General features: G+C 72.9%; 20 protein-coding genes. 11 read left to right on the plus strand and 9 right to left on the minus strand.

Features of this window, described 5'->3' with window-relative positions; translation table 11 throughout:
- Window positions 1-54: 54 nt before the first annotated feature.
- Entirely contained in the window at window positions 55-504 is a 450-nt protein-coding gene (locus GA0070619_RS19540; RefSeq protein WP_088949400.1) for an SAV_6107 family HEPN domain-containing protein, read from the minus strand.
- A 725-nt stretch (window positions 505-1,229) separates the two neighbouring features.
- On the opposite strand from GA0070619_RS19540, the gene GA0070619_RS19545 reads away from it, so the two are divergent.
- The 6 genes from GA0070619_RS19545 to GA0070619_RS19570 are packed head-to-tail and all read left to right on the plus strand — an operon-like array spanning window position 1,230 to window position 6,519.
- Complete coding sequence (locus GA0070619_RS19545; protein ID WP_088949401.1) at window positions 1,230-1,718, plus strand: YbaK/EbsC family protein; 489 nt, start codon at window positions 1,230-1,232, stop codon at window positions 1,716-1,718.
- Complete coding sequence (locus GA0070619_RS19550; protein WP_088949402.1) at window positions 1,715-2,452, plus strand: monooxygenase; 738 nt, start codon at window positions 1,715-1,717, stop codon at window positions 2,450-2,452. The genes GA0070619_RS19545 and GA0070619_RS19550 overlap by 4 nt, the downstream gene beginning before the upstream one ends.
- Entirely contained in the window at window positions 2,449-3,000 is a 552-nt protein-coding gene (locus GA0070619_RS19555; protein WP_088949403.1) for a GNAT family N-acetyltransferase, read from the plus strand. The genes GA0070619_RS19550 and GA0070619_RS19555 overlap by 4 nt, the downstream gene beginning before the upstream one ends.
- On the plus strand, window positions 2,997-3,896 hold the full coding sequence (locus tag GA0070619_RS19560; protein WP_088949404.1) for a carotenoid biosynthesis protein: 900 nt from the start codon (window positions 2,997-2,999) through the stop codon (window positions 3,894-3,896). Before GA0070619_RS19555 ends, GA0070619_RS19560 begins: the two co-directional genes overlap by 4 nt.
- Window positions 3,893-5,020 (plus strand): glycosyltransferase family 2 protein, encoded by a 1,128-nt coding sequence (locus GA0070619_RS19565; protein ID WP_088949405.1) that lies wholly within the window; start codon window positions 3,893-3,895, stop codon window positions 5,018-5,020. Before GA0070619_RS19560 ends, GA0070619_RS19565 begins: the two co-directional genes overlap by 4 nt.
- An 11-nt stretch (window positions 5,021-5,031) precedes the next feature.
- Window positions 5,032-6,519, plus strand: a complete 1,488-nt coding sequence (locus tag GA0070619_RS19570) for a phytoene desaturase family protein (protein ID WP_088949406.1) — start codon at window positions 5,032-5,034, stop codon at window positions 6,517-6,519.
- A 24-nt stretch (window positions 6,520-6,543) separates the two neighbouring features.
- Here GA0070619_RS19570 and GA0070619_RS19575 read toward each other — a convergent pair whose 3' ends face one another.
- Together GA0070619_RS19575 and metF are read right to left on the minus strand one after the other, a co-directional pair.
- Window positions 6,544-7,233, minus strand: a complete 690-nt coding sequence (locus tag GA0070619_RS19575; protein ID WP_088949407.1) for a CDP-alcohol phosphatidyltransferase family protein — start codon at window positions 7,231-7,233, stop codon at window positions 6,544-6,546.
- A gap of 44 nt (window positions 7,234-7,277) precedes the next feature.
- Window positions 7,278-8,195, minus strand: coding sequence for a methylenetetrahydrofolate reductase [NAD(P)H] (gene metF, locus GA0070619_RS19580; protein ID WP_088949408.1), 918 nt, complete (start codon window positions 8,193-8,195; stop codon window positions 7,278-7,280).
- Window positions 8,196-8,443: 248 nt separating this feature from the next.
- Here metF and GA0070619_RS19585 point away from each other — a divergent pair, with 248 nt between their 5' ends.
- Both GA0070619_RS19585 and GA0070619_RS19590 read left to right on the plus strand, forming a co-directional pair.
- Complete coding sequence (locus tag GA0070619_RS19585; RefSeq protein WP_088949409.1) at window positions 8,444-8,833, plus strand: helix-turn-helix domain-containing protein; 390 nt, start codon at window positions 8,444-8,446, stop codon at window positions 8,831-8,833.
- A 9-nt stretch (window positions 8,834-8,842) separates the two neighbouring features.
- The gene (locus GA0070619_RS19590) at window positions 8,843-9,925 is read left to right on the plus strand and encodes a polyprenyl synthetase family protein (protein ID WP_088949410.1); all 1,083 of its coding nucleotides are present in this window, start codon (window positions 8,843-8,845) and stop codon (window positions 9,923-9,925) included.
- Between the two features lie 131 nt (window positions 9,926-10,056).
- Here the strand turns inward: GA0070619_RS19590 and GA0070619_RS19595 are convergent, their stop codons facing one another.
- Window positions 10,057-10,446, minus strand: a complete 390-nt coding sequence (locus GA0070619_RS19595; protein ID WP_088949411.1) for an Rv2175c family DNA-binding protein — start codon at window positions 10,444-10,446, stop codon at window positions 10,057-10,059.
- A complete protein-coding gene (locus GA0070619_RS32510; RefSeq protein WP_157744052.1) occupies window positions 10,443-10,601 on the minus strand; it encodes a hypothetical protein in 159 nt (52 codons plus the stop codon). The genes GA0070619_RS19595 and GA0070619_RS32510 overlap by 4 nt, the downstream gene beginning before the upstream one ends.
- Before the next feature lie 33 nt (window positions 10,602-10,634).
- On the opposite strand from GA0070619_RS32510, the gene pknB reads away from it, so the two are divergent.
- Together pknB and GA0070619_RS19605 are read left to right on the plus strand one after the other, a co-directional pair.
- Entirely contained in the window at window positions 10,635-12,620 is a 1,986-nt protein-coding gene (gene pknB, locus GA0070619_RS19600) for a Stk1 family PASTA domain-containing Ser/Thr kinase (RefSeq protein ID WP_088949412.1), read from the plus strand.
- Window positions 12,620-13,492 carry a deoxyribonuclease IV gene (locus GA0070619_RS19605; RefSeq protein WP_088949413.1) on the plus strand — a complete coding sequence of 291 codons (873 nt, stop codon included), beginning with the start codon at window positions 12,620-12,622 and terminating at the stop codon, window positions 13,490-13,492. Before pknB ends, GA0070619_RS19605 begins: the two co-directional genes overlap by 1 nt.
- A 140-nt stretch (window positions 13,493-13,632) precedes the next feature.
- On the opposite strand, the gene GA0070619_RS19610 is transcribed toward GA0070619_RS19605, so the two are convergent.
- The 4 genes from GA0070619_RS19610 to GA0070619_RS19625 form a co-directional block, all read right to left on the minus strand.
- A complete protein-coding gene (locus GA0070619_RS19610; protein ID WP_088951913.1) occupies window positions 13,633-14,667 on the minus strand; it encodes a threonine aldolase family protein in 1,035 nt (344 codons plus the stop codon).
- A gap of 166 nt (window positions 14,668-14,833) precedes the next feature.
- Window positions 14,834-16,240 carry a class II 3-deoxy-7-phosphoheptulonate synthase gene (locus GA0070619_RS19615; protein ID WP_088949414.1) on the minus strand — a complete coding sequence of 469 codons (1,407 nt, stop codon included), beginning with the start codon at window positions 16,238-16,240 and terminating at the stop codon, window positions 14,834-14,836.
- 87 nt (window positions 16,241-16,327) lie between these two features.
- Window positions 16,328-16,843: a nuclear transport factor 2 family protein gene (locus GA0070619_RS19620; RefSeq protein WP_231927109.1), complete on the minus strand. Its 516-nt coding sequence runs from the start codon at window positions 16,841-16,843 to the stop codon at window positions 16,328-16,330.
- Window positions 16,844-17,029: 186 nt separating this feature from the next.
- Entirely contained in the window at window positions 17,030-18,649 is a 1,620-nt protein-coding gene (locus tag GA0070619_RS19625) for a glycosyl hydrolase family 18 protein (protein ID WP_088949415.1), read from the minus strand.
- Window positions 18,650-18,817: 168 nt separating this feature from the next.
- Between GA0070619_RS19625 and GA0070619_RS19630 the strand changes: the two genes are divergently transcribed.
- A complete protein-coding gene (locus GA0070619_RS19630; RefSeq protein ID WP_088949416.1) occupies window positions 18,818-19,306 on the plus strand; it encodes a glutathione peroxidase in 489 nt (162 codons plus the stop codon).
- Window positions 19,307-19,312: the final 6 nt, after the last annotated feature.

Raw genomic sequence — 19,312 nt, forward strand, 5'->3', positions numbered from 1 at the left:
CCGTGCCACCGGCCGCCCGGCTCCCCCCGCAGGGCGGTCGGTGGCACGGCGGGATCAGGCGGCGAGGCCGTCCAGGGCCGGTTGGTGGGCAACGCCGAGTGCGGTCTCCACCACCGTGACGAACTGTTCGGCGGCACGGAGCAGATCGTCGGCCTCCCGGGCGCTGACCACCCGGGGGATGCCGGCCTCGGCGGCGGCGCGCTTGCTGGCGCCGGCGGCGAAGAACCGGGACCACTCGTCGAGCTCCGGAGCGACGGCGCAGAGGAGGACCCAGACGCTGGTGATCCGGTTGCGTCGGCTTGGCGCGGGTCGGGCACGCGCGGCGAGCAGGGCGGCCGCCGCGCGCAGCGCCGCCAGGTGGGCAGCCGCATAACGCAGACCGTCAGGTCGGGTCTGGCCGGCCTCGACCAGCCCACGCCGGGCCAACGTGAGCAGCTGGGCGGGGGTGCGGTGCGGCAGCACGTGCGCCGGCACCGTCGGTGCCTGAGCCGAGTTGGTCGGCATGGATGTCTCCTCCACATGGCCGAGGCGTCGCCCCGGCGCGCTGATGCCGCCGACGAGACGCCGAGGTCGAGTGGTGCGGAGGAAGACGCACCGGGTGTGGCCGGCCGGGTGTGGATGCTTCCCCACACCACACCCGGCCGGCGTACCGGCGGGTTCGTCGCCCGCCGCCCGGGGGTCGTGGGCGGCGAGCGACGATCCTGCCTGTCGGGACCAGGCTCGCGACTGCCCGGAAACCCAGGTGCGGCCCGCGGAGCCACACCGCCCGGAGCTGGCGCCGCGAAACGCCGCGCTCCGGCTGGTTGGAACGGGCGTTCGAGGCAATCGAACACTCGTTCTAACTGCTCCTGACAGTACACCTCCCCTCCGACGAAAATGCAACGTGTGACGCGCCAGGCGTGCGTACCGAGCGCGGCGGCTCAGCTCGGGGTCGGATAGTCGGGCGGGCCGGCGGCCGGGACGAGGAACGGGCCGGGGTCGCCCCACGCTGCCAGCGCATCACGTAGTCGCGCAGCCGCTCCAGCGAGATCGACGAGGAAGATCCGTACAACATCAGGGATGTTGCTGCCTCCCGCGCGCCGGAGACAGCAACACCAGGGAAGTTGCGCGGATCTTGGCGCGAAGGTCGGTCACTCACCACGAACGGGACCTGTCGGGCTGGGTCCGATGGGACGGGATGCAACGTGGTCGGCTGAACCCGTCGCCGACTGACCGGGAAGAATGGCGACATGCAGCCACACCCGAACGTACGAGCGGTGCAGGACGCGCTCACCGCCGTCGGCGCGCTCGACGGCACCGGTGAGCCCAGCACGGTCCGCCTGCTTCCCGACGCGGTGCACACCGCCTCGGCGGCCGCCGAGGCGCTCGGCGTCGAGGTAGGCCAGATCGCCAACTCACTGATCTTCGACGCGGACGACGCGCCGCTGCTCGTGCTCACCTCCGGCGCGCACCGGGTCGACACCGCCAGCCTGGCGGCGTCGCTCGGCGTCACCCGGCTGCGCCGCGCCACCCCGGAGTTCGTCCGGACACACACCGGGCAGCCGATCGGCGGTGTCGCCCCACTCGGGCACCCGCACCCGCTGCGCACCCTCGTGGACACGGCGCTGACGGCGTACCCCGAGATCTGGGCCGCGGGTGGCGTACCGCAGGCGGTCTTCCCGACCACCTACACCGAGCTGCTGCGGGTCACCGCCGGCAGCCCGGCCGAGGTGGCGTGAACGCCGCACCGGAGCTCGTCACGCTGCACGTGTGGCGGACCTCCCGCGCCGCGCTGCCCCGGGCGCTGACCCGGATGGCGGTGGACCCACGCCGGTTGCGCTCCCTCCCGGGCGTTCGGTTCGGCAAGCTGCTGGGCACCGGGACCGGCACCGGATTCGGGCCGGGGGACGCCGACCTGACCCGGTGGGCGGCGCTGACCGTCTGGGACTCCCCCGCAGCGGCGGCCGGCTTCGACGACTCGGCGGTCGGGCGTGCCTGGGCGCGCATCGCCCACGCCTCCGCACGGGTGGACCTGCGCCCGCTGACCAGCCGAGGCGAGTGGTCCGGTCAGCGGCCGTTCGGTGACCCACCGGGTGGCCGGGTCACCGGCCCGGTGCTGGCGCTGACCCGGGCTCGGCTGCGGGTCCGCCGGGCAGCCACCTTCTGGCGGGCGATCCCCCCGGTGGCCGCCGCCCTGCGCGACGCGCCCGGGCTGTTGGCCCGGTTCGGGGTCGGTGAGGCGCCCTTGGGTTGGCAGGGCACGGTGAGCGTGTGGCGCGACCCGACGGACCTGGTGGCGTTCGCGTACCGTCACCCGGAGCACCGGGCGGCGATCATGCGAACCCCCACCGAGGGCTGGTACGCCGAGGAGTTGTTCGCCCGGTTCGAGGTGCGCGACGTGGTCGGCGACCGGTCGGTGCTCGGATGGGTCGCCGACGGTGGCCCGGAAACAGTGAAGGGTGGACGGGCATGAGGTTGGTGCGCTGGACGCCGGACGATCTCGTCCGGCGGCTGGACGACGTGGTGACCGTCTACGGCGAGGCGATGGGATACCGCACCGACCTGCTGGAGGCCCGGCGCGGTTACATCGCCACCCACGTCCGCCGGCCGGGTTTCCGGGCGGTCGCCAGCCTGACCAGCGAGGGTCACCTCGCCGGCTTCGGTTACGGCTACCTGGGCGCCTCCGGTCAGTGGTGGCACGACCAGGTGCACCGGGCACTGGACGCCCCGACCCGCCAGCGCTGGCTCACCCACTGCTTCGAGGTGGTCGAGCTGCACGTCCGGCCGCCGGCGCAGGGGCACGGTCTGGGCGCCGGCCAACTGCGCGCGCTGCTCGGCATGGCCGAGGGTGACACCACGCTGCTGTCCACCCCGGAGGCCGACGAGCAGACCTCACGGGCCTGGCGGTTGTACCGGCGCTTCGGTTTCGTCGACGTGCTGCGCAACTTCCACTTCCCCGGCGACGAGCGGCCGTTCGGCGTACTCGGTCGGGACCTGCCCCTCGAACCACCGGCGTCATGACCCGACGGATCTCCTGGGCGCTGCTCGCCATCCTGGTGCTCGCCCAGATCTGCTACCCGCTCACCACCGGCGCCACCAGGGCCGGGCTCACCGTGGCCACCGTCGTGCTCGGGTGGCTGCTCTCGGTCGGCCACGCGCTGCTCAGCCGGGGCCCTCGGATGGCGGCGGCGCTGGTCGCGGTGGCCACCGGCGGCGGGTTCGCGATCGAGGCGATCGGGGTGGCCACCGGGGTGCCGTTCGGCAGCTACGACTACTCCGGCGAGCTGGGCCCCAAACTGGCCGGAGTGCCGCTGATCATTCCGCTGGCCTGGACCTGGATGGCCTGGCCGGCCTGGCTGGCGGCGGTCCGGCTGACCGGCGGCAGCACGTCGCGGGCCGGCGGCAGCGGCGCGACGGCCGGCGGCCGCACATCGGGGACAGGCCGCGGCGGGTCGGCGGTCGGGCTGTGGGTACGACGGATCGCGCTGGCCACCGTGGGGCTGGCCGCCTGGGATCTCTTCCTCGATCCGCAGATGGTGGCCGAGGGCTACTGGGTCTGGCGGGACGCCACCCCGGCGTTGCCCGGCCTGCCCGGCATCCCGGTCAGCAACTACCTGGGCTGGCTGCTCTTCGCGGTGCTGATGATGAGCGCGCTGCGCCCGCTGGCCGGGCCGGCGGCCGAGCACACCGATCGGCGGGATCACCCGATGGTCGCGCTCTACCTGTGGACGTACTTCTCCAGCATCCTGGCCCACGCCGTCTTCCTCGACCTGCCCGCCTCGGCGCTCTGGGGCGCCGCCGGCATGTCGGTGACAGCCGTACCGCTGGCGGTGACCCTGCTGCGTGCCCGGCGGGCTCGCGACACCCGCCGGGAGGACCACCAGCCGCACCGGCCCGGCGTCGACGCGACCCGATGACCGTCCTGCTCGCCCTGGTCATCGCCATCGCCGCGTTGACCGGGCACACCTGGCTCAACGCCACCCGCTGGCTGCGCAGGCCCACCGACCGGCCCGACGAGGTCGACGAGCGGGTCGCCGTGCTGCTGCCGCTGCGCGACGAGGCCAACCGGGTCACGCCCTGCCTGCGCGCCCTGCTCGCCCAACGCGGCGTACCCGGGCTGCGCGTCGTGGTCCTCGACGACGGGTCCACCGACGGCACCGCCGACGTGGTCCGCGCGGTGGCCGGCGACGACCCCCGGGTGACGCTTCTCACCGGAGTCGCCCCACCGCCGGGCTGGCTGGGCAAGCCGCACGCCTGCTGGCAACTGGCCACCCGGACCGACCCGGACGCCACCGCGCTGGTCTTCGTCGACGCCGACGTGGTGCTCGCCCCGCACGCCGTGGCCGCGGCCGTCACCGAGCTGCGTGCCGCCCGCGCGACGCTGCTGTCGCCGTACCCCCGGATCGTGGTGGCGACGGCGGCCGACCGGCTGGTGCAGCCGCTGCTGCAGTGGCTCTGGCTGACCTTCCTGCCGCTGCGCGCGATGGAGCGCTCGTCGCGGCCGTCGCTGGCCGCGGCGGGCGGCCAGTTCCTGGTGCTGGACCGGGCCGGCTACACGGCCGTCGGCGGGCACGTCGCGGTCGCCGACAAGATCCTGGAGGACGTCGAGCTGGCCCGGGCGGTCAAGCGGTCCGGTGGGCGGATCGCCCTGGCCGACGGCTCCCGGCTGGCCACCTGCCGGATGTACGACGACTGGCCGCAGCTACGCGACGGGTACTCGAAGTCGCTCTGGGCGTCGTTCGGGCACCCGGGAGCGGCGGCGGCCGTGGTGGCGTCGCTGCTGCTGCTCTACACCGCACCGCCGCTGATCGCGCTGGCCGGTGTGGCGACCGGCGCGCCGGGGGTGGTCGCCGCGGGCCTGGCCGGCTATCTGCTCGGGGTGGCCGGGCGGGTGTTCACCGCCCGGGCGACGGGGGGCCGGTGGTGGCCCGACGCGCTCGCACACCCCGTGTCGGTCGTGGTCCTCGGTTGGCTGACCCTGCGGTCGTACCATCTGCGAAAGCGACGCCGCCTGACCTGGCGGGGTCGCCCGGTCAGCTAGGAGGACGCGGAATGGCGCGGATCGTGGTCGTCGGCGCCGGGGTGGGTGGCCTCGCCACCGCCGCCCGGCTGGCCGCCACCGGGCACCAGGTGACCGTCTTCGAACGGGCCGGCACGGTCGGCGGCAAGCTCGGCCGGTACACGCACGACACCCCGGCCGGGTCGTTCCACTTCGACACCGGGCCGAGCCTGCTCACCCTGCCCGAGGTCTTCCACGACCTGTTCGAGGCGACCGGGGCGAAGCTCGACGAATACCTGGACCTGGTTCCGCTGGACCCGATCGTCCGGCACGTCTTCCCCGGCGGCGGCCCGGCACTGGACTCGTGCGCCGACCCGATGGAGTTCGCCACCCGGATCGGTGCCGCCTTCGGCGACCGGGCGGCAGCCGACTGGCAGCGGCTGTGGCGTCGGGCCGCGCGAGTGTGGAACGCCTCCTCGCGGGACATCCTGCGTCGTACCGTCGACTCCCCCCGCGACCTCGCGTCGCTGGCCTGGCGGGTCGGTGACCTGGCCGCCATCGCCCCGGGCCGCACCCTGCGTGGCCTCGGCCGCCGGCACCTGTCCGACCCGCGGCTGCGGATGATGCTGGACCGGTACGCCACCTACACCGGCGCCGACCCGCGTCGGGCCCCGGCGGCGCTGGTCGCGGTCCCGTACGCCGAGCTGGCCTTCGGTGGCTGGTACCTGCGCGGTGGGCTGGGCACGCTCGCCGACGCGCTGCTCACCCGCTGCCTGGACCTCGGCGTGGTCGTGCAGACCGACGCCACGGTCACCCGGATCGACGCCACCGGTGGCCGGGTGCACGGGGTACGCCTCGCCGGTGTCACCGCGCCGGTGCCCGCCGACGTGGTGGTGGCCAACGTGGACGCTCTCACCGTCTACCGTGACCTGCTGCCGCACCCGCGTCGGCTGGCCGGGCTGACCGACCGCAGCCTCGCCGGCTTCGTGCTGCTGCTCGGCGTCTCCGGCAGCACCGGGCTGGCCCACCACAATGTCTTCTTCCCGCGCGACTACGACGCGGAGTTCGACGCGATCTTCGGCGACCCCGGGCGCGGCGTACGGGCCCGGCCGGCGGCCGACCCGACGGTGTTCGTCACCGTGGCCGACGACCCGATGGTCCGCCCGGCCGGACATGAGGCGTGGTTCGTGCTGGTCAACGCCCCTCGGCAGGGCACCGCGGCGGGCGCTGTCGACTGGCGACGGCCGGGGCTGGCCGACGCGTACGCCGATCGGGTCCTGGACGTGCTGGCGCGGCGCGGCATGGACGTGCGCGACCGGCTGCTGTTCCGCGAGGTCCGCACCCCGGCCGACCTGGACGCGGCGACCGGAGCGCCGGGTGGCTCGATCTACGGCACTGCCGGCGGGCTGCTCCGCCCCGCCAACCGGGGCCCGGCCAACGGATTGTGGCTGGTGGGCGGCTCCACCCACCCGGGCGGCGGGTTGCCGATGGTGACCCTCTCCGCGCAGATCGTCGCCGACGAGATCGGCCCCGCCTGGTAGGCGCGGGGCCGCACGCTCCGGGGCTCAGCCGGCGTCGAGCAGCGCGCGGCGGATGGTGGAGAGCAGCTGCCCGAGGCCGAACCCGGCCAACAGCACCCACACCGCGGTCGCCATGGTGATGGTGCCGGCGGCCAGCTCCGGCTCGATCAGCCCGGCCAGCCCCGCGACCAGCAGCCCGGCCAGCGCCACCGAGACCCGGGTGGGACGCTCGCCCACGGTGACCGCGCCGATGTCGCGCATGCCGGCGGCGACCGCCCGGGCTCGGACGTACTCGTGCAGCCAGGACAGCGCGCCACCCGCGACGACCAGCGCGCCCGGCGCGCCGAGCAGCCAGAACGCCAGCAACCACGCCACCTCACCGAGCCGGTCGGCAACCGAGTCGTAGACGTAGCCGAGCCGGGTGGTGCGGCTGGTGGCGACCGCCACCGCACCGTCCACGCTGTCCGCCACGGCGGCGAACAGCACGAACAACGCGCCCAGGAAGGGCCCGTTGCCCGGGCGGGTCACCAGCAACGGTACGCAGAAGCAGAGCAGCACCCCGGCCACTGTGACCGCGGTCGGGCTGACCCGCAGCCGGCCCAGCACATAGCCGACGTGGTACGCGAATCGCAGCCAGGCGCGGACCACCGGGGCCGCGACCCGAGGGTCGAACCCGCCGTGCAACCGCGCCCACGCCGTGGCGTACTGATCCCAGTTCAGCTGTGTGCCCACCACAGATCAACCGTCGTGCCGGGCATCAGGTGTCGCAGAAGCAACGTTCACACCCGCGCGCCGGCCTTCAGGTTCTGCCAGACCTCGCGCGTGGCCGTGGACCGGTTGAGGGTGATGAAGTGGATCCCGGGCACACCCTCGTCCAGCAGTCGACGGCACATCTCGCTGGCCTGCTCGACGCCGAGCCGGCGGACGGCCTCCGGGTCGTCGGCGACACGCTCGAAGCGGGCCGCCAGCGCCGGCGGGAAGGGCGCGCCGGACAGCTGCACGGACCGCTCGATGGTGCCGATCTGGGTCACCGGCATCACCCCGGCCAGGATCGGGGTGTCGCAGCCGGCGGCGGCCACCCGGTCACGCAGCCGCAGGTAGTCGTCGGCGTCGAAGAACATCTGCGTGATCGCGAACTCCGCGCCGGCACGGCACTTGCGGACGAACTGCGCGGTGTCGCTGGCCACGTCGGGCGAGCGGGGATGCTTGTACGGGAAGGCGGCCACGCCGACGCTGAAGTCGCCGGCATCGCGCACCAGGCGGACCAGGTCCTCGGCGTAGTCCACGCCCTCCGGGTGGCGGATCCACTCACCGCCCGGGTTGCCCGGCGGGTCCCCGCGGACCGCCAGCACGTTGCGCACTCCCACCCCGGCGAGCCGGCCGATCACGTGCCGCAGCTCGGCGACGGAGTGGTCGACAGCGGTCAGGTGGGCCATCGGCAGCAGTGTGGTGTCGGTGGCGATCCGTTCGGTCACCGCCACCGTGGTGTCCCGGGTCGACCCGCCCGCGCCGTACGTGATCGACACGAACGACGGGCGCAGTGACTCCAGTTCGCGGATGGCCTGCCAGAGCAGCCGCTCCCCGGCGTCGGTCTTGGGCGGGAAGAACTCGAACGAGAAGGTCGGCTGGCGCTCACGGATGAGCTCCCCGATCGCCGGTTGCGGATTGGGGAGGACCGAAGGAAGACCGAGCGCCACGACCCGACTCTAGCTGGCGACGCCACCGCGACCCAGGCGCTTCCCACCCGGTGACCCGTGCCGCCCCGCCCGTCCCCGGCGCGGTGGGCGCACGGGTGTCGTACCCCCGGGGTAGGAATGGGTGGCGTGGGAGGGGCGGCGGGGGCGGCTCCGGGTTCCGCGCGGGGGTCAGCAACCGAGCGGTGACGCCGGTCCCGGCCGGTCGGCCGGGCGGGTCGTCACCACACCGACGCCCGCCAGGAGGACCCGTGACCCCACCCGCAGCGCCGCGCCCCGCGCAGCTCGGGCCACTGCTGGCCCGCTGCCGGCTGGCCCGCGGCTGGAGCCAGCAGCGCGCCGCCGCCGAGTTGTGTGCCGCTTCCGGAGTGCCGACGCTGAGCCGGCATGAGGTGTCCCGCTGGGAACGACAGCGCCGCGTGCCCGGCGGTTTCTGGCTCGGCTGGCTCGCCGTCGTCCTGGACGTGCCGCTGGTGACGCTCGCCGAGGCCGCCGCAGCCGCCCGTCGGGCCGGCTCGACAGGAGCCGCCGGTCCGGGCCGCACCGCACGGGCCGGCGCGCCACCGGCGGGGCGCACCGGTCCGGGCCGCACCGGCGGGACTACGCGTGGCGGGAGAGCGCGGGTCAGGACGACCCGCTAGCGTCGGGGAGTGACCCAAGCTGCTCCCGTGTCTCCCGTCGACCGCGCCGGCCTGCGCCAACGCGTCGACAAGGCCCTCACCGAATTCCTCGCCGGTCAACGGGGCCGGCTCGCCGCCGTGGATGACGCCCTCGCCCCGGTGGCCGAGGCGATCGAGGCTTTCGTGCTCGGCGGCGGCAAGCGGCTGCGTCCGGCATTCGCCTACTGGGGGTTCCGGGGCGCTGGCGGGGTGGACGGCGACCAGGTGGTCACTGCCCTGGCCGCGCTGGAGTTCGTCCAGGCCAGCGCCCTGATCCACGACGACCTGATGGACCGCTCCGACACTCGCCGCGGCGAGCCCGCGGTGCACCGGCGGTTCGCCGCGCGGCACCGGCAGTCCGGCTGGGGCGGCGACCCGGACGGCTTCGGCGACGCCGCGGCCCTCCTGCTCGGCGATCTCTGCCTGGTCTGGTCCGACGAGCTGCTGCACTCCTCGGGCCTGGATCTCCAGGCGTTGGCCCGGGCTCGGCCGGTCTTCGACGAGATGCGCACCGAGGTCACCGTCGGTCAGTACCTCGACGTGTTGACGCAGGCCACCGGGGACACCTCGGTGGAACGCGCCAGCAAGGTCGCCCGCTACAAGTCCGCGAAATACACGGTCGAGCGTCCGCTGCTGCTCGGCGCCGCGCTGGCCGACGCGACGGCCGACGTGCGGACGGCCTACTCGGCGTACGGGCTGCCGCTGGGCGAGGCGTTCCAGCTCCGCGACGACGTGCTGGGGGTCTTCGGTGACCCGGCGCTGACCGGTAAGCCGGCCGGGGACGACCTGCGGGAGGGCAAGCGCACCTTCCTCGTGGCAGCGGCCGGGGAGGCAACCGACGACGCGGGCCGCGAGCTGCTGTTCAGCCGGCTCGGCGACCCGGAGCTGGACGAGCAGGGGGTGGCCCGGCTCCACGAGCTGATCACCGCGAGCGGGGCTCTCGCCCGCACCGAGCAGCGGATCGTCACGCTCACCGACGCCGCGCTGGCCGCCCTGACCGCCGTCGACCTCGACACCGAGGCCCGCCAAGCCCTGGTGGACCTGGCCATAGCCGCAACCCGCCGAGCCGACTAACCCACCCCACCCCGGCCCCCGGCCCCCTCTCCCCCGGTCGATCATGAAGTTAGCGGCGTCCGCGACGGCGTGTCGCGCCGCTAACTTCATGATCGACGGGGTGGGTGGGGTTCCCGGGGGTGGGGGTGGGGTTAGAAGGCTTGGGCTTGGGCTCTGCGCTTTACCTCGCGGGCCTGGTCGCCCGACAGGGCGGCTGCGGCGGTGGCGCCGGGGAGGGTGTCGTCCGGCTCGTAGAGCCAGCGCAGCGCGGCCTCGTCGTCGTAGCCGTTGTCGGAGAGCAGGTTGAGCACGCCGGGCAGGTGCTTGAGCACTGTCTCGTTGGCCACCAGGTCCGCCGGGATCCGGCGGACGCCGTCGCGGCGGACCGACAGCAACTCCCGGTCACGGATCATCTGGTGCACCTTGCTGATCGACACGTCGAGGCGCTCGGCGACGTCGGGCAGGGTCAGCCAACCGGCCGGGTCGGTGGGTCCGGCGAGCTCCGGGCCGGGGACGGCCTGGTCGGGTACGGGTTCGGTCACCCGACCACCCTGCCACGTCGTCGCCACGACGAGCCACCGGCACCCCGGACGACCGATCGGCGCCCGGTCCCGTACGCGGCGCTGACCAGCGGATGAGTGGCGGCGAGCGCGGCGGGACGTTCCAGTTCGGCGTACGGCTGTAGCATCCTGTTCATCCTTCACCCCCTGGACACATAGACTCCCTGCCGATGGACACTCAGGTCGCCGACACGTTGCTGGGCTCGCTGATCGACGGGCGCTACCGCATTCGCGGTCGCGTGGCCCGTGGTGGCATGGCGACCGTGTACACCGCCACCGACGAGCGCCTCGAGCGCACCGTCGCTGTAAAGATCATTCACCCGACCCAGGCGCCGGAGGCCCGAGCCCGGATCGCCAACTTCGTGGCCCGGTTCACCGACGAGGCGAAGACCATCGCCCGGCTGACCCACCCGAACGTGGTGGCGGTCTACGACCAGGGCACCCACGCCGGTCTGCCGTACCTGGTGATGGAGTACGTCCGCGGTCGCACGCTGCGCGACGTGCTGGCCGAGCGTCGCCGGCTCAACCCGGACGAGGCGCTGGCCATCGTCGAGCAGATGCTCGCCGCGATCGCCGCCGCGCACCGGTCCGGTCTGGTGCACCGCGACGTCAAGCCGGAGAACGTGCTGGTCGCCGAGGCACCCACCGGCGGCGTCGCCAACCTGGTCGACAGCGTCGTCAAGGTGGCCGACTTCGGGCTGGCCCGGGCGGTCGAGGCGAGCGCCGACGAGGAGCAGGGCAACCAGCTGATGGCCACCGTGGCGTACGTCGCCCCGGAGCTGGTCACCGAGGGCCGTGCCGATCCACGTACCGACGTCTACTCGGCCGGCATCGTGCTGTTCGAGATGCTCACCGGCCGCGTGCCCTACGACGGGGACCGCCCGGTGGACGTCGCCTGGCAGCACGTCGACCGGGACGTGCCGGCACCCTCGACGCTGGTGCCCGGCCTGCCGTCGGTCCTCGACGACCTGGTGCAGCGGGCGACTCGGCGCGATCCCGACGCGCGGCCCGCCGACGCCGGAGCGCTGCTGACCGAGGTGCAGGTCGCCCGGGATCGCCTGGGCGACGCCAACAGCCACACCGCCGTGCTCCGCCCGGTGAGCGGCGAGCCACTCTCTCAGCCGACCATGATGGTCGCGACGGTCCGCCCTTCCGACCGCCCGTCCTGGGCGCGGTTGCCCGAGGGTGCCAGCAGCCAGGGGCCGGGTCGACGTCGGGCCGCTCCGGAGCCCGCAGACAGCCTGGGGTCCCGACTCGCAGCGTTGCGCAGCACCCTGATGGCGAGCCAACGCGGCCGGCTGGCCGTCGCGGCCGTGGTGGTGACGCTGGGCCTGGTGGCCGCGATCGGTGGTTGGTGGTTCGGTGTCGGTCGTTACACCGATGCCCCGCAGCTGGTGAGCTTGAGCAAGGCCGAGGCGCAGGCGCAGGCCGACCGTGCCGGGCTCACCCTGAAGTACGGTGAGCCGCGCTTCGACGAGCAGGCCCCGAAGGACAGCGTGCTGGCGCAGAGCCCGGCGTCCGCCACCAGGATCGTCAAGGGTGGCGCGATCACCCTGACCCTCTCCCTCGGCCCGGAGCGTTTCCCCGTGCCGGACGTGATCGGCAAGGAGTTCGAGCTTGCCGAGGCGGACCTGGTCAACGTGAAGCTGGTGGTGGCCAAGGGAGCCTCCCGCTACGACGACAGCCTGCCGTCCGGGGTTGTGCTGGACACCTCCCCCAAGGTGGGCAGCGAGGTCAAACCCGGCGCGAAGATCACCCTCATTGTGAGCCGGGGCAGGGCGCCGGTGTCGGTGCCGAACCTGGTCGGAAAGAGCCTGACCGAGGCCCGGACCATTCTGGCCCAGCTCAACCTGGTGCTGGTGCCGACCTACAAGGACTCCGACAAGCCCAGGGACGAGATCCTCGGCCAGAGCCCCGCCGATGGCGCCGGCGTGGAAAAGGGCACCCAGGTCAAGCTGGACGTCAGCAAGGGCCCGCCGGCGATCGTCGTGCCCCGGGTGATCGACCTGCCGTGTCAGCAGGCCAAGCAGGCGTTGGAGAGCCAGGGCTTCCCGGTGACCGTCGTGGTCAACCCGAACGCCGTGGTCCGGATCCAGGTCCCGGGCGAGAATTCGCAGGTGCCGCCGGGCACCCCGGTCACCCTCACGTGCTTCTGATGCCGGCGGTCACCTCGCGTCCGGTGGGCGCGCACACTCCGACCTCCGGTGGGCTGGCCAAGGCCGCCCTGCCGTACGCCGACGCGACGGGCGCCCAGGTGGTGCAGGTCTACGTCTCCAACTCGCGGGGTTGGGCGCTGCCCAACGGTGACCCCGTGCAGGACGCCCTGTTCCGCGACGGCTGCGCCGAGCGGGGCATTCCGGCGTTCATCCACGCCTCGCTGCTGGTCAACCTCGGCTCGCCCACCCCGGCCACTGTCGAGAAGTCGGCACAGACGCTGGCGCACGCGTTGCGTCGGGGCGTGGCGATCGGTGCTCAGGCGGTGGTGTTCCACGCCGGCAGTTCGGTGGACGAGGGGTACGCCGAGGCGGCGATGCGACAGGTCCGCGAGGAGTTGCTGCCGCTGCTCGACTGGGCCGCCGAAGCCGGCGGGCCGATGCTGCTGGTCGAGCCGAGCGCGGGCGGTGGTCGGTCACTGGCCTCCCGGGTGGAGCAGCTCGGGCCCTATCTCGACGCGGTGGACCGGCACCCCATGCTCGGGGTCTGCTTCGACACCTGCCACGCCTGGGCGGCCGGTCACGACCTGGCGGCCGAGGGCGGCATGACGGCGACCCTGGACACGCTGGTGGCCACGGTCGGTGCGGACCGGCTGCGGCTGGTCCACGCCAACGACTCGAAGGATCTGTGCGGCTCCACCCGGGACCGGCACGAGAACATCGGCAAGGGCACCATCGGCGAGCCCGCCTTCGCCGAGCTGATGACCCACCCCGCCACCGCCGGCGTCCCCTTCGTCGTGGAGACCCCGAGCGAGAAGCAAATCGGCCACACCGCCGACATAACAACCCTGACCCGCCTGACCCCAGCCCCCTGATCCCCACCCCACCCCTGACCCCACCTCGGTGATCAAGAGGTTTGCGTCATCCGGAGGCCGGAATCTGACGCGAACCTCTTGATCACCAGGCCGTGGGAGGGCGCCGGATCACCGGGTCGTGCGAGGGCGCCGGCCGGAGGTCAGGACGCGGCGAGGATGCGGGGCAGGGCCGCGACCGCGCGGTCGATGGCCGCGTCGTCGAGGCCCAGGTGGGTGACCAGGCGGGCGGTGCGGGGGCCGAGCACCGAGATGAGTACGCCCTCGGCCCGCGCCGCGGCGGCCAGGGCCCGCGCGTCCAGGGTGTGCTTGGTGAGATCCAACGCGACCAGGTTGGTGCGAACCGTGGTGGCCAGCACGCCGAACGGCGCGACCGCCTCGGCGAGCCGGGCCGCCTTCGCGTGGTCGTCGGCCAGCCGGTCGACGTGGTGCGCGAGCGCGTACCGACCGGCCGCAGCGAGGATGCCGGCCTGACGCATGCCGCCGCCCATCCGCTTACGGATCATCCGAGCTCGCTCGATCTTGTCCGCGCTGCCCACCACCAGCGAGCCGACCGGCGCGCCGAGGCCCTTGGAGAGGCACACCGACAGCGTGTCGAACAGCCGGCCGTACTCGATCAGGGGCACCCCGTCCGCGACGTGCGCGTGCCAGATCCGAGCACCGTCGCAGTGCAACGCGACACCCGCGTCGTCGGCGACCCCCCGCAGATCCCGCAGGGTGGCCAGCGGAATCACGCCGCCACCGCCCCGGTTGTGGGTCTGCTCGACGGCGACCGCGCGGGTCGGAACGGCGAAGTAGCCGTCCGGCCGGATCATCCCGGCCACCACCTCCGGGTCGATGTCCGCGCCCACCGCAGGCCAGGTCCGCGAGGAGATCCCGCCGTACGCGGCCGCGGCGCCAATCTCGTACGTGACCACGTGCGCGTCCGCGTCGCAGAGCAGCTCGTCGCCGGGCGACACCAGCAGTTGCAGGGCGATCTGGTTGGCCATCGACCCGCTCGGGGCGAACAGCGCCGCCTCGTGCCCGAACAACGCGGCGACCTCGGCCTCCAGCGCGTTGACGCTCGGGTCCTCGCCGTAGACGTCGTCACCGACCTCGGCGGTGGCCATCGCCTCCCGCATCCCGGCGGTGGGCCGGGTCACCGTGTCGGAACGCAGGTCCACGAACAGATCAGCCATGATCATCCCTTCGGCTGCCGACTGCGGGGCTCGCAAGCTCACTCCTCGCGTCAGCCACTGTTGTCCCTTCGGCTGCCGACTGCGGGGCTCGCAAGCTCACTCCTCGCGTCAGCCACTGTTGTCCCTTCGGCTGCCGACTGCGGGGCTCGCAAGCTCACTCCTCGCGTCAGCCACGGAGCATCTCCGCTACGAGGAACGCCAACTCCAACGACTGCTGGGTGTTCAGTCGCGGGTCGCAGGCGGTCTCGTACCGGTCGGGCAGGTCGAGGTCCTCGATGCCCTGGGCGCCGCCCAGGCACTCGGTGACGTCCTCACCGGTCAGCTCGACGTGCAGCCCACCCGGGTGGGTGTCCAGTCCCCGGTGCACCTCGAAGTAGCCGAGCACCTCGTCGACGATGCGGTCGAAGTGCCGGGTCTTGTAGCCGTTGGACGACTCGTGCGTGTTGCCGTGCATCGGGTCGCACTGCCAGACCACCTTGGCGCCGGCGGCGGTGACCTTGGCGACGATCGGCGGCAGCGCGTCGCGTACCCGGTGGTTGCCCATCCGGCTGATCAGGGTGAGCCGGCCGGGGATGTTGTCCGGGTTGAGCTTCTCGCACAGCTCGATCGCCTCGTCCGGGGACGTGGTCGGGCCGAGCTTGACGCCGATCGGGTTGGCGATGCGGGAGATGAAGTCGATGTGCGCACCACTGATCTGCCGGGTGCGCTCGCCGATCCAGAGGAAGTGCCCGGAGAGCCCGTACGCCCGACGGTCGGAGACCCGGGTGAGCGCCCTGTCGTACTCCAGGGCCAGAGCCTCGTGGGAGCAGTAGAGCGTGACCGTACGCAGGGCCTCGTCGTCGGTCATCCCGCAGGCCCGGATGAACGCCAGCGCCCGGTCGATCTCCCGAGCGATCGCCTCGTAGCGCTCCCCCGCCGGGGAGTTCTTCACGAAGCCCTTGTTCCAGTCGTGCACCGCGTGCAGGTCGGCGAGCCCACCGGCGAGGTACGCCCGGAGCATGTTCATCGCCGCCGCCGAGTTGGCGTACGCCCGGATCATGCGCTGCGGGTCGGCGACCCGCGCGGCCGGGTCGGCCTCCAGCGAATTGATCATGTCGCCGCGGTACGCGGGCAGGCCGCGCGCGTCGGTGGGCAGCGAGCGGGGCTTGGTGTACTGCCCGGCCACCCGGGCGACCTTGACCACCGGCAGGGACGCGCCGTAGGTGAGCACGATCGCCATCTGGAGCAGTGTGCGGGCGTTGGCCAGCAGGTGGCTCTCGGTGTTGTCGACGAACGTCTCGGCGCAGTCACCGCCCTGGAGCAGGAACGCCTTGCCCTCGCAGACCAGGGCGAGCTTCTGCCGGAGCTGGTCCACCTCGTAGGGCGCGACGACCGACGGCACGGTGTCGAGGACCTTGCAGACCGCCGCGACGGCGGCCGGGTCGGACCACGGTGGGACCTGCTCGCGGGGCAGATCCCGCCATCGGTCCAGCCCGAGCGCGGCGTCCTCGGCGGAGTCGACTGTCGGTCGGCTGGTCTGCAGGCCCGGGCTGCTCACCGCGGGATGGCTCAGCTGATGCCACTCATGGCGCATGACAGAAAGCGTACGGCGACGGTCGGGGTGACCGGGCGGCGAGGGGGACGGTTCCGGCAGATGGGAGATCAACCCGCCCGGCGCCGGTCAGGACGCGGGGGTGGGTGCGACGCCGGCCGGCGGCGCTTCGGCACCCGGCGGGCCGGTGGGCGCCTCTCCGGCGATGCACCAGTCGCTGCCGTCGCGGGTCACGGTGAACACCAGCGGCCGGGTGACGGTGCGCTTGCCGGCGGTGACCGAGACCGAGACGCTGACCTCCTGCCCGAGCGGACCGGACCGGATGTCCGTGATGGCCGCCTCCGGCACCTGGAAGTGGTCGGCGAAGTCACCGTTGGGCCCGGTGGCACCCAGGTCGAAGCCGTCGTGCAGGAGAGCGCAGAGCTGGCTGCGGCCGGCGGCGACGTCCTTCGCGGTCATCGCGTCGAGGTACGCCTGCACGCGCTCACGGGAGCGGGCGGCGGCCTCCTCGGCGGGGGCCCGCGCGGGCTTGGGCGTGGGCTCGGCCTTGGTGTCGCCGCCGCCGATCCCGCAGCCGACCAGGGCGACCGGCAGCAGCACCAGCCCGGCGGCGGTTGCCGCCAGCCTGCGGTGGGTCGGGCGCATGACCACCTCCGTCGCCGGTGCCATCGAGATCGAGACGTGCCGAGCCGCGAGTCTGCCACATCAAGCTGGGCCAGCCCAATGACGGCGGCCCGGCCGACGCTGGGCGCCGGCCGGGCCGTGGTGTCACGGGCGGGGAGGGACGGTGCGGGCCCCTCCCCGCCGTGTGGGTGTTGCGCCGGCATCGGCTCAGCCGAGACCGCCCTTGATGGCGCCGATGAGCTCGCCGTTGCTGGTGTCACCGGAGAGCTCCCAGAAGAACGCGCCACCGAGGCCCTGGTTGTTCGCGTACGTCATCTTGCCGTTGATGGTCGACGGGGTGTCGTAGCTCCACCAGTTGCTGCCGCACTTGGCGTATGCGGTGCCGGCGATCGTGCCGGTGGTCGGGCAGGTGTTCTTGAGGACCTTGTAGTCCTCGATGCCCGCCTCGTAGGTGCCGGGTGCCGCCCCGGTGGCGCTGCCACCCGGTGCGGCCTGGGTGACCCCGGTCCAGCCGCGACCGTAGAAGCCGATGCCGAGCAGCAGCTTGTTGGCCGGGACGCCCTTGCTCTTGAGCTTCTGGATCGCCGCGTCGGAGTTGAAGCCCTGCTGCGGGATGCCGGTGTACGAGGTGAGCGGGGAGTGCGGTGCCGTCGGACCCTGCGCGGCGAACGCCCCGAAGTAGTCGTAGGTCATCGGCATCAGCCAGTTGAGGTTGCCGATGGCGCCGGCGTAGTCGGTGGCGTCGATCTTGCCGCCGTTGCTGCCGTCCGCGGTGATGGCGGCGGTGACCAGAGCGCTGGACCCGAACTTCGACCGCAGCGCGCTGATCACGTTCTTGAACGCGTTCGGGCCGCTGGTGTCACAGGTCAGACCGCAGGCGTTCGGGTACTCCCAGTCGACGTCGATGCCGTCGAAGACGTCCGCCCAGCGCGGGTCCTCGACCAGGTTGTAGCAACTCTCGGCGAACGCGGCCGGGTTCTGTGCGGCCTGGGTGAAGCCGCCGGACCAGGTCCAGCCGCCGAACGACCAGATCACCTTGAGGTGCGGGTTCATCTGCTTGAGCTTGCGCAGCTGGTTGAAGCTGCCCCGCAGCGGCTGGTCCCAGGTGTCGGCGACGCCGTCCACGCTCTCCGCCGCCGTGTACGCCTTCTCGTAGTCGGCATAGGTGTCGCCGATGGAACAGCGGCCACCGGTGGTGTTGCCGAAGGCGTACAGGATGTGGGTCAGCTTGGCGGCCGAGCCGCTGGTCTGGATGTTCTTGACGTGGTAGCCGCGCCCGTAGACGCCCCACTCGGCGAAGTAGCCGACGACCTTCTTGCCACCGGGAGGCGGCGTGGTCGGCGGCGGCGTGGTGGGCGGGGGCGTGGTGGGTGGCGTCGTGGTCGGCGGCGTGGTCGTGGGTGGCGTGGTGGTCGGCGGGGGCGTTCCGCCGCCGCACGCGGCACCGTTGATGGTGCAGTTCAGCGGCGCCTTGTAGGCGCCGGTGCCGTTGTAGCCCCAGCTGAACGAGGCACCGGGCGCGATGCCGCCGGCCCAGCTCTTCTTGACCGCGACGTAGTGGTTGCCGCTGCTGGTGACGTCGGCGTCCCAGGCGCTGCTGATGGTGGTGCCCGACGGCAGGTCGAACTCGATGCGCCAGGTGCTGATGGCGGCACTTGATCCGTTGGTGACGGTCACCCTCGTCTCGTGACCGGTCCCCCAGTCCTGTGCCCTGGTGAACGTGGTGGTGACCGTGCCGGCGCCGAAGGCAGTCGTCACCGGTACCGCAGCGACGGTCACGGCGACCACGGCACCGGCCCAGAGGGCCCGGCGGAGCGATCTTTTCATGAGGCGTCTCCCGAACTGTTAGGAAACTTTCCAAAAGCGATGGTGAGACGGTACTCACGGCGTCATCACTTCGTCAAGATGTGCATGTTTCGATTTCCTCTGGTGCATGGAGTGCACCCGTCGGGCCCGTCCCCCGGCCGCTCGGCGCCCGGCGCGTAACCTCGGCCCATGACCGTCTTCGACATCCCGATCGACGCCCTCAACGGTGGACCCGCCGACCTGGCCCGCTACCGCGGCAAGGCGTTGCTGGTCGTCAACGTGGCCTCCCGCTGCGGCCTCACCCCGCAGTACGCCGGCCTCCAGGCGCTCGCGGACACCTACGCCGACCGTGGCCTGGTGGTGCTCGGCGTGCCGTGCAACCAGTTCGCCGGGCAGGAGCCGGGCAGCGCCGCCGAAATCAGCGACTTCTGCCAGGTCAACTACGGGGTGACCTTCCCGCTGACCGAGAAGGTCGACGTCAACGGGCCCGACCGGCACCCGCTCTACGCCGCGCTGGTGGACACCCCGGACGCCGAGGGGCACACCGGGGACGTCCGGTGGAACTTCGAAAAGTTCCTGGTGGCCCCAGACGGCACGGTCGCCGCGCGCTTCGCCCCCACCGTCGAGCCCGGTGCCGACGAGCTGGGTGCCGCCATCGACAAGGTCCTCCCCGCCTGACGGCGG

This window comes from Micromonospora zamorensis (assembly GCF_900090275.1).
GTDB lineage: Bacteria > Actinomycetota > Actinomycetes > Mycobacteriales > Micromonosporaceae > Micromonospora > Micromonospora zamorensis.

Bases quoted from the DNA above. Each gene is read 5' to 3' on its own strand.
- GA0070619_RS19540 (WP_088949400.1), bottom strand. From the start codon at position 504: ATGCCGACCAACTCGGCTCAGGCACCGACGGTGCCGGCGCACGTGCTG.
- GA0070619_RS19545 (WP_088949401.1), top strand. From the start codon at position 1,230: ATGCAGCCACACCCGAACGTACGAGCGGTGCAGGACGCGCTCACCGCC.
- GA0070619_RS19555 (WP_088949403.1), top strand. From the start codon at position 2,449: ATGAGGTTGGTGCGCTGGACGCCGGACGATCTCGTCCGGCGGCTGGAC.
- GA0070619_RS19560 (WP_088949404.1), top strand. From the start codon at position 2,997: ATGACCCGACGGATCTCCTGGGCGCTGCTCGCCATCCTGGTGCTCGCC.
- GA0070619_RS19565 (WP_088949405.1), top strand. From the start codon at position 3,893: ATGACCGTCCTGCTCGCCCTGGTCATCGCCATCGCCGCGTTGACCGGG.
- GA0070619_RS19570 (WP_088949406.1), top strand. From the start codon at position 5,032: ATGGCGCGGATCGTGGTCGTCGGCGCCGGGGTGGGTGGCCTCGCCACC.
- GA0070619_RS32510 (WP_157744052.1), bottom strand. From the start codon at position 10,601: ATGAACAGGATGCTACAGCCGTACGCCGAACTGGAACGTCCCGCCGCG.
- pknB (WP_088949412.1), top strand. From the start codon at position 10,635: ATGGACACTCAGGTCGCCGACACGTTGCTGGGCTCGCTGATCGACGGG.
- GA0070619_RS19605 (WP_088949413.1), top strand. From the start codon at position 12,620: ATGCCGGCGGTCACCTCGCGTCCGGTGGGCGCGCACACTCCGACCTCC.
- GA0070619_RS19610 (WP_088951913.1), bottom strand. From the start codon at position 14,667: ATGGCTGATCTGTTCGTGGACCTGCGTTCCGACACGGTGACCCGGCCC.
- GA0070619_RS19615 (WP_088949414.1), bottom strand. From the start codon at position 16,240: ATGCGCCATGAGTGGCATCAGCTGAGCCATCCCGCGGTGAGCAGCCCG.
- GA0070619_RS19620 (WP_231927109.1), bottom strand. From the start codon at position 16,843: ATGCGCCCGACCCACCGCAGGCTGGCGGCAACCGCCGCCGGGCTGGTG.
- GA0070619_RS19625 (WP_088949415.1), bottom strand. From the start codon at position 18,649: ATGAAAAGATCGCTCCGCCGGGCCCTCTGGGCCGGTGCCGTGGTCGCC.
- GA0070619_RS19630 (WP_088949416.1), top strand. From the start codon at position 18,818: ATGACCGTCTTCGACATCCCGATCGACGCCCTCAACGGTGGACCCGCC.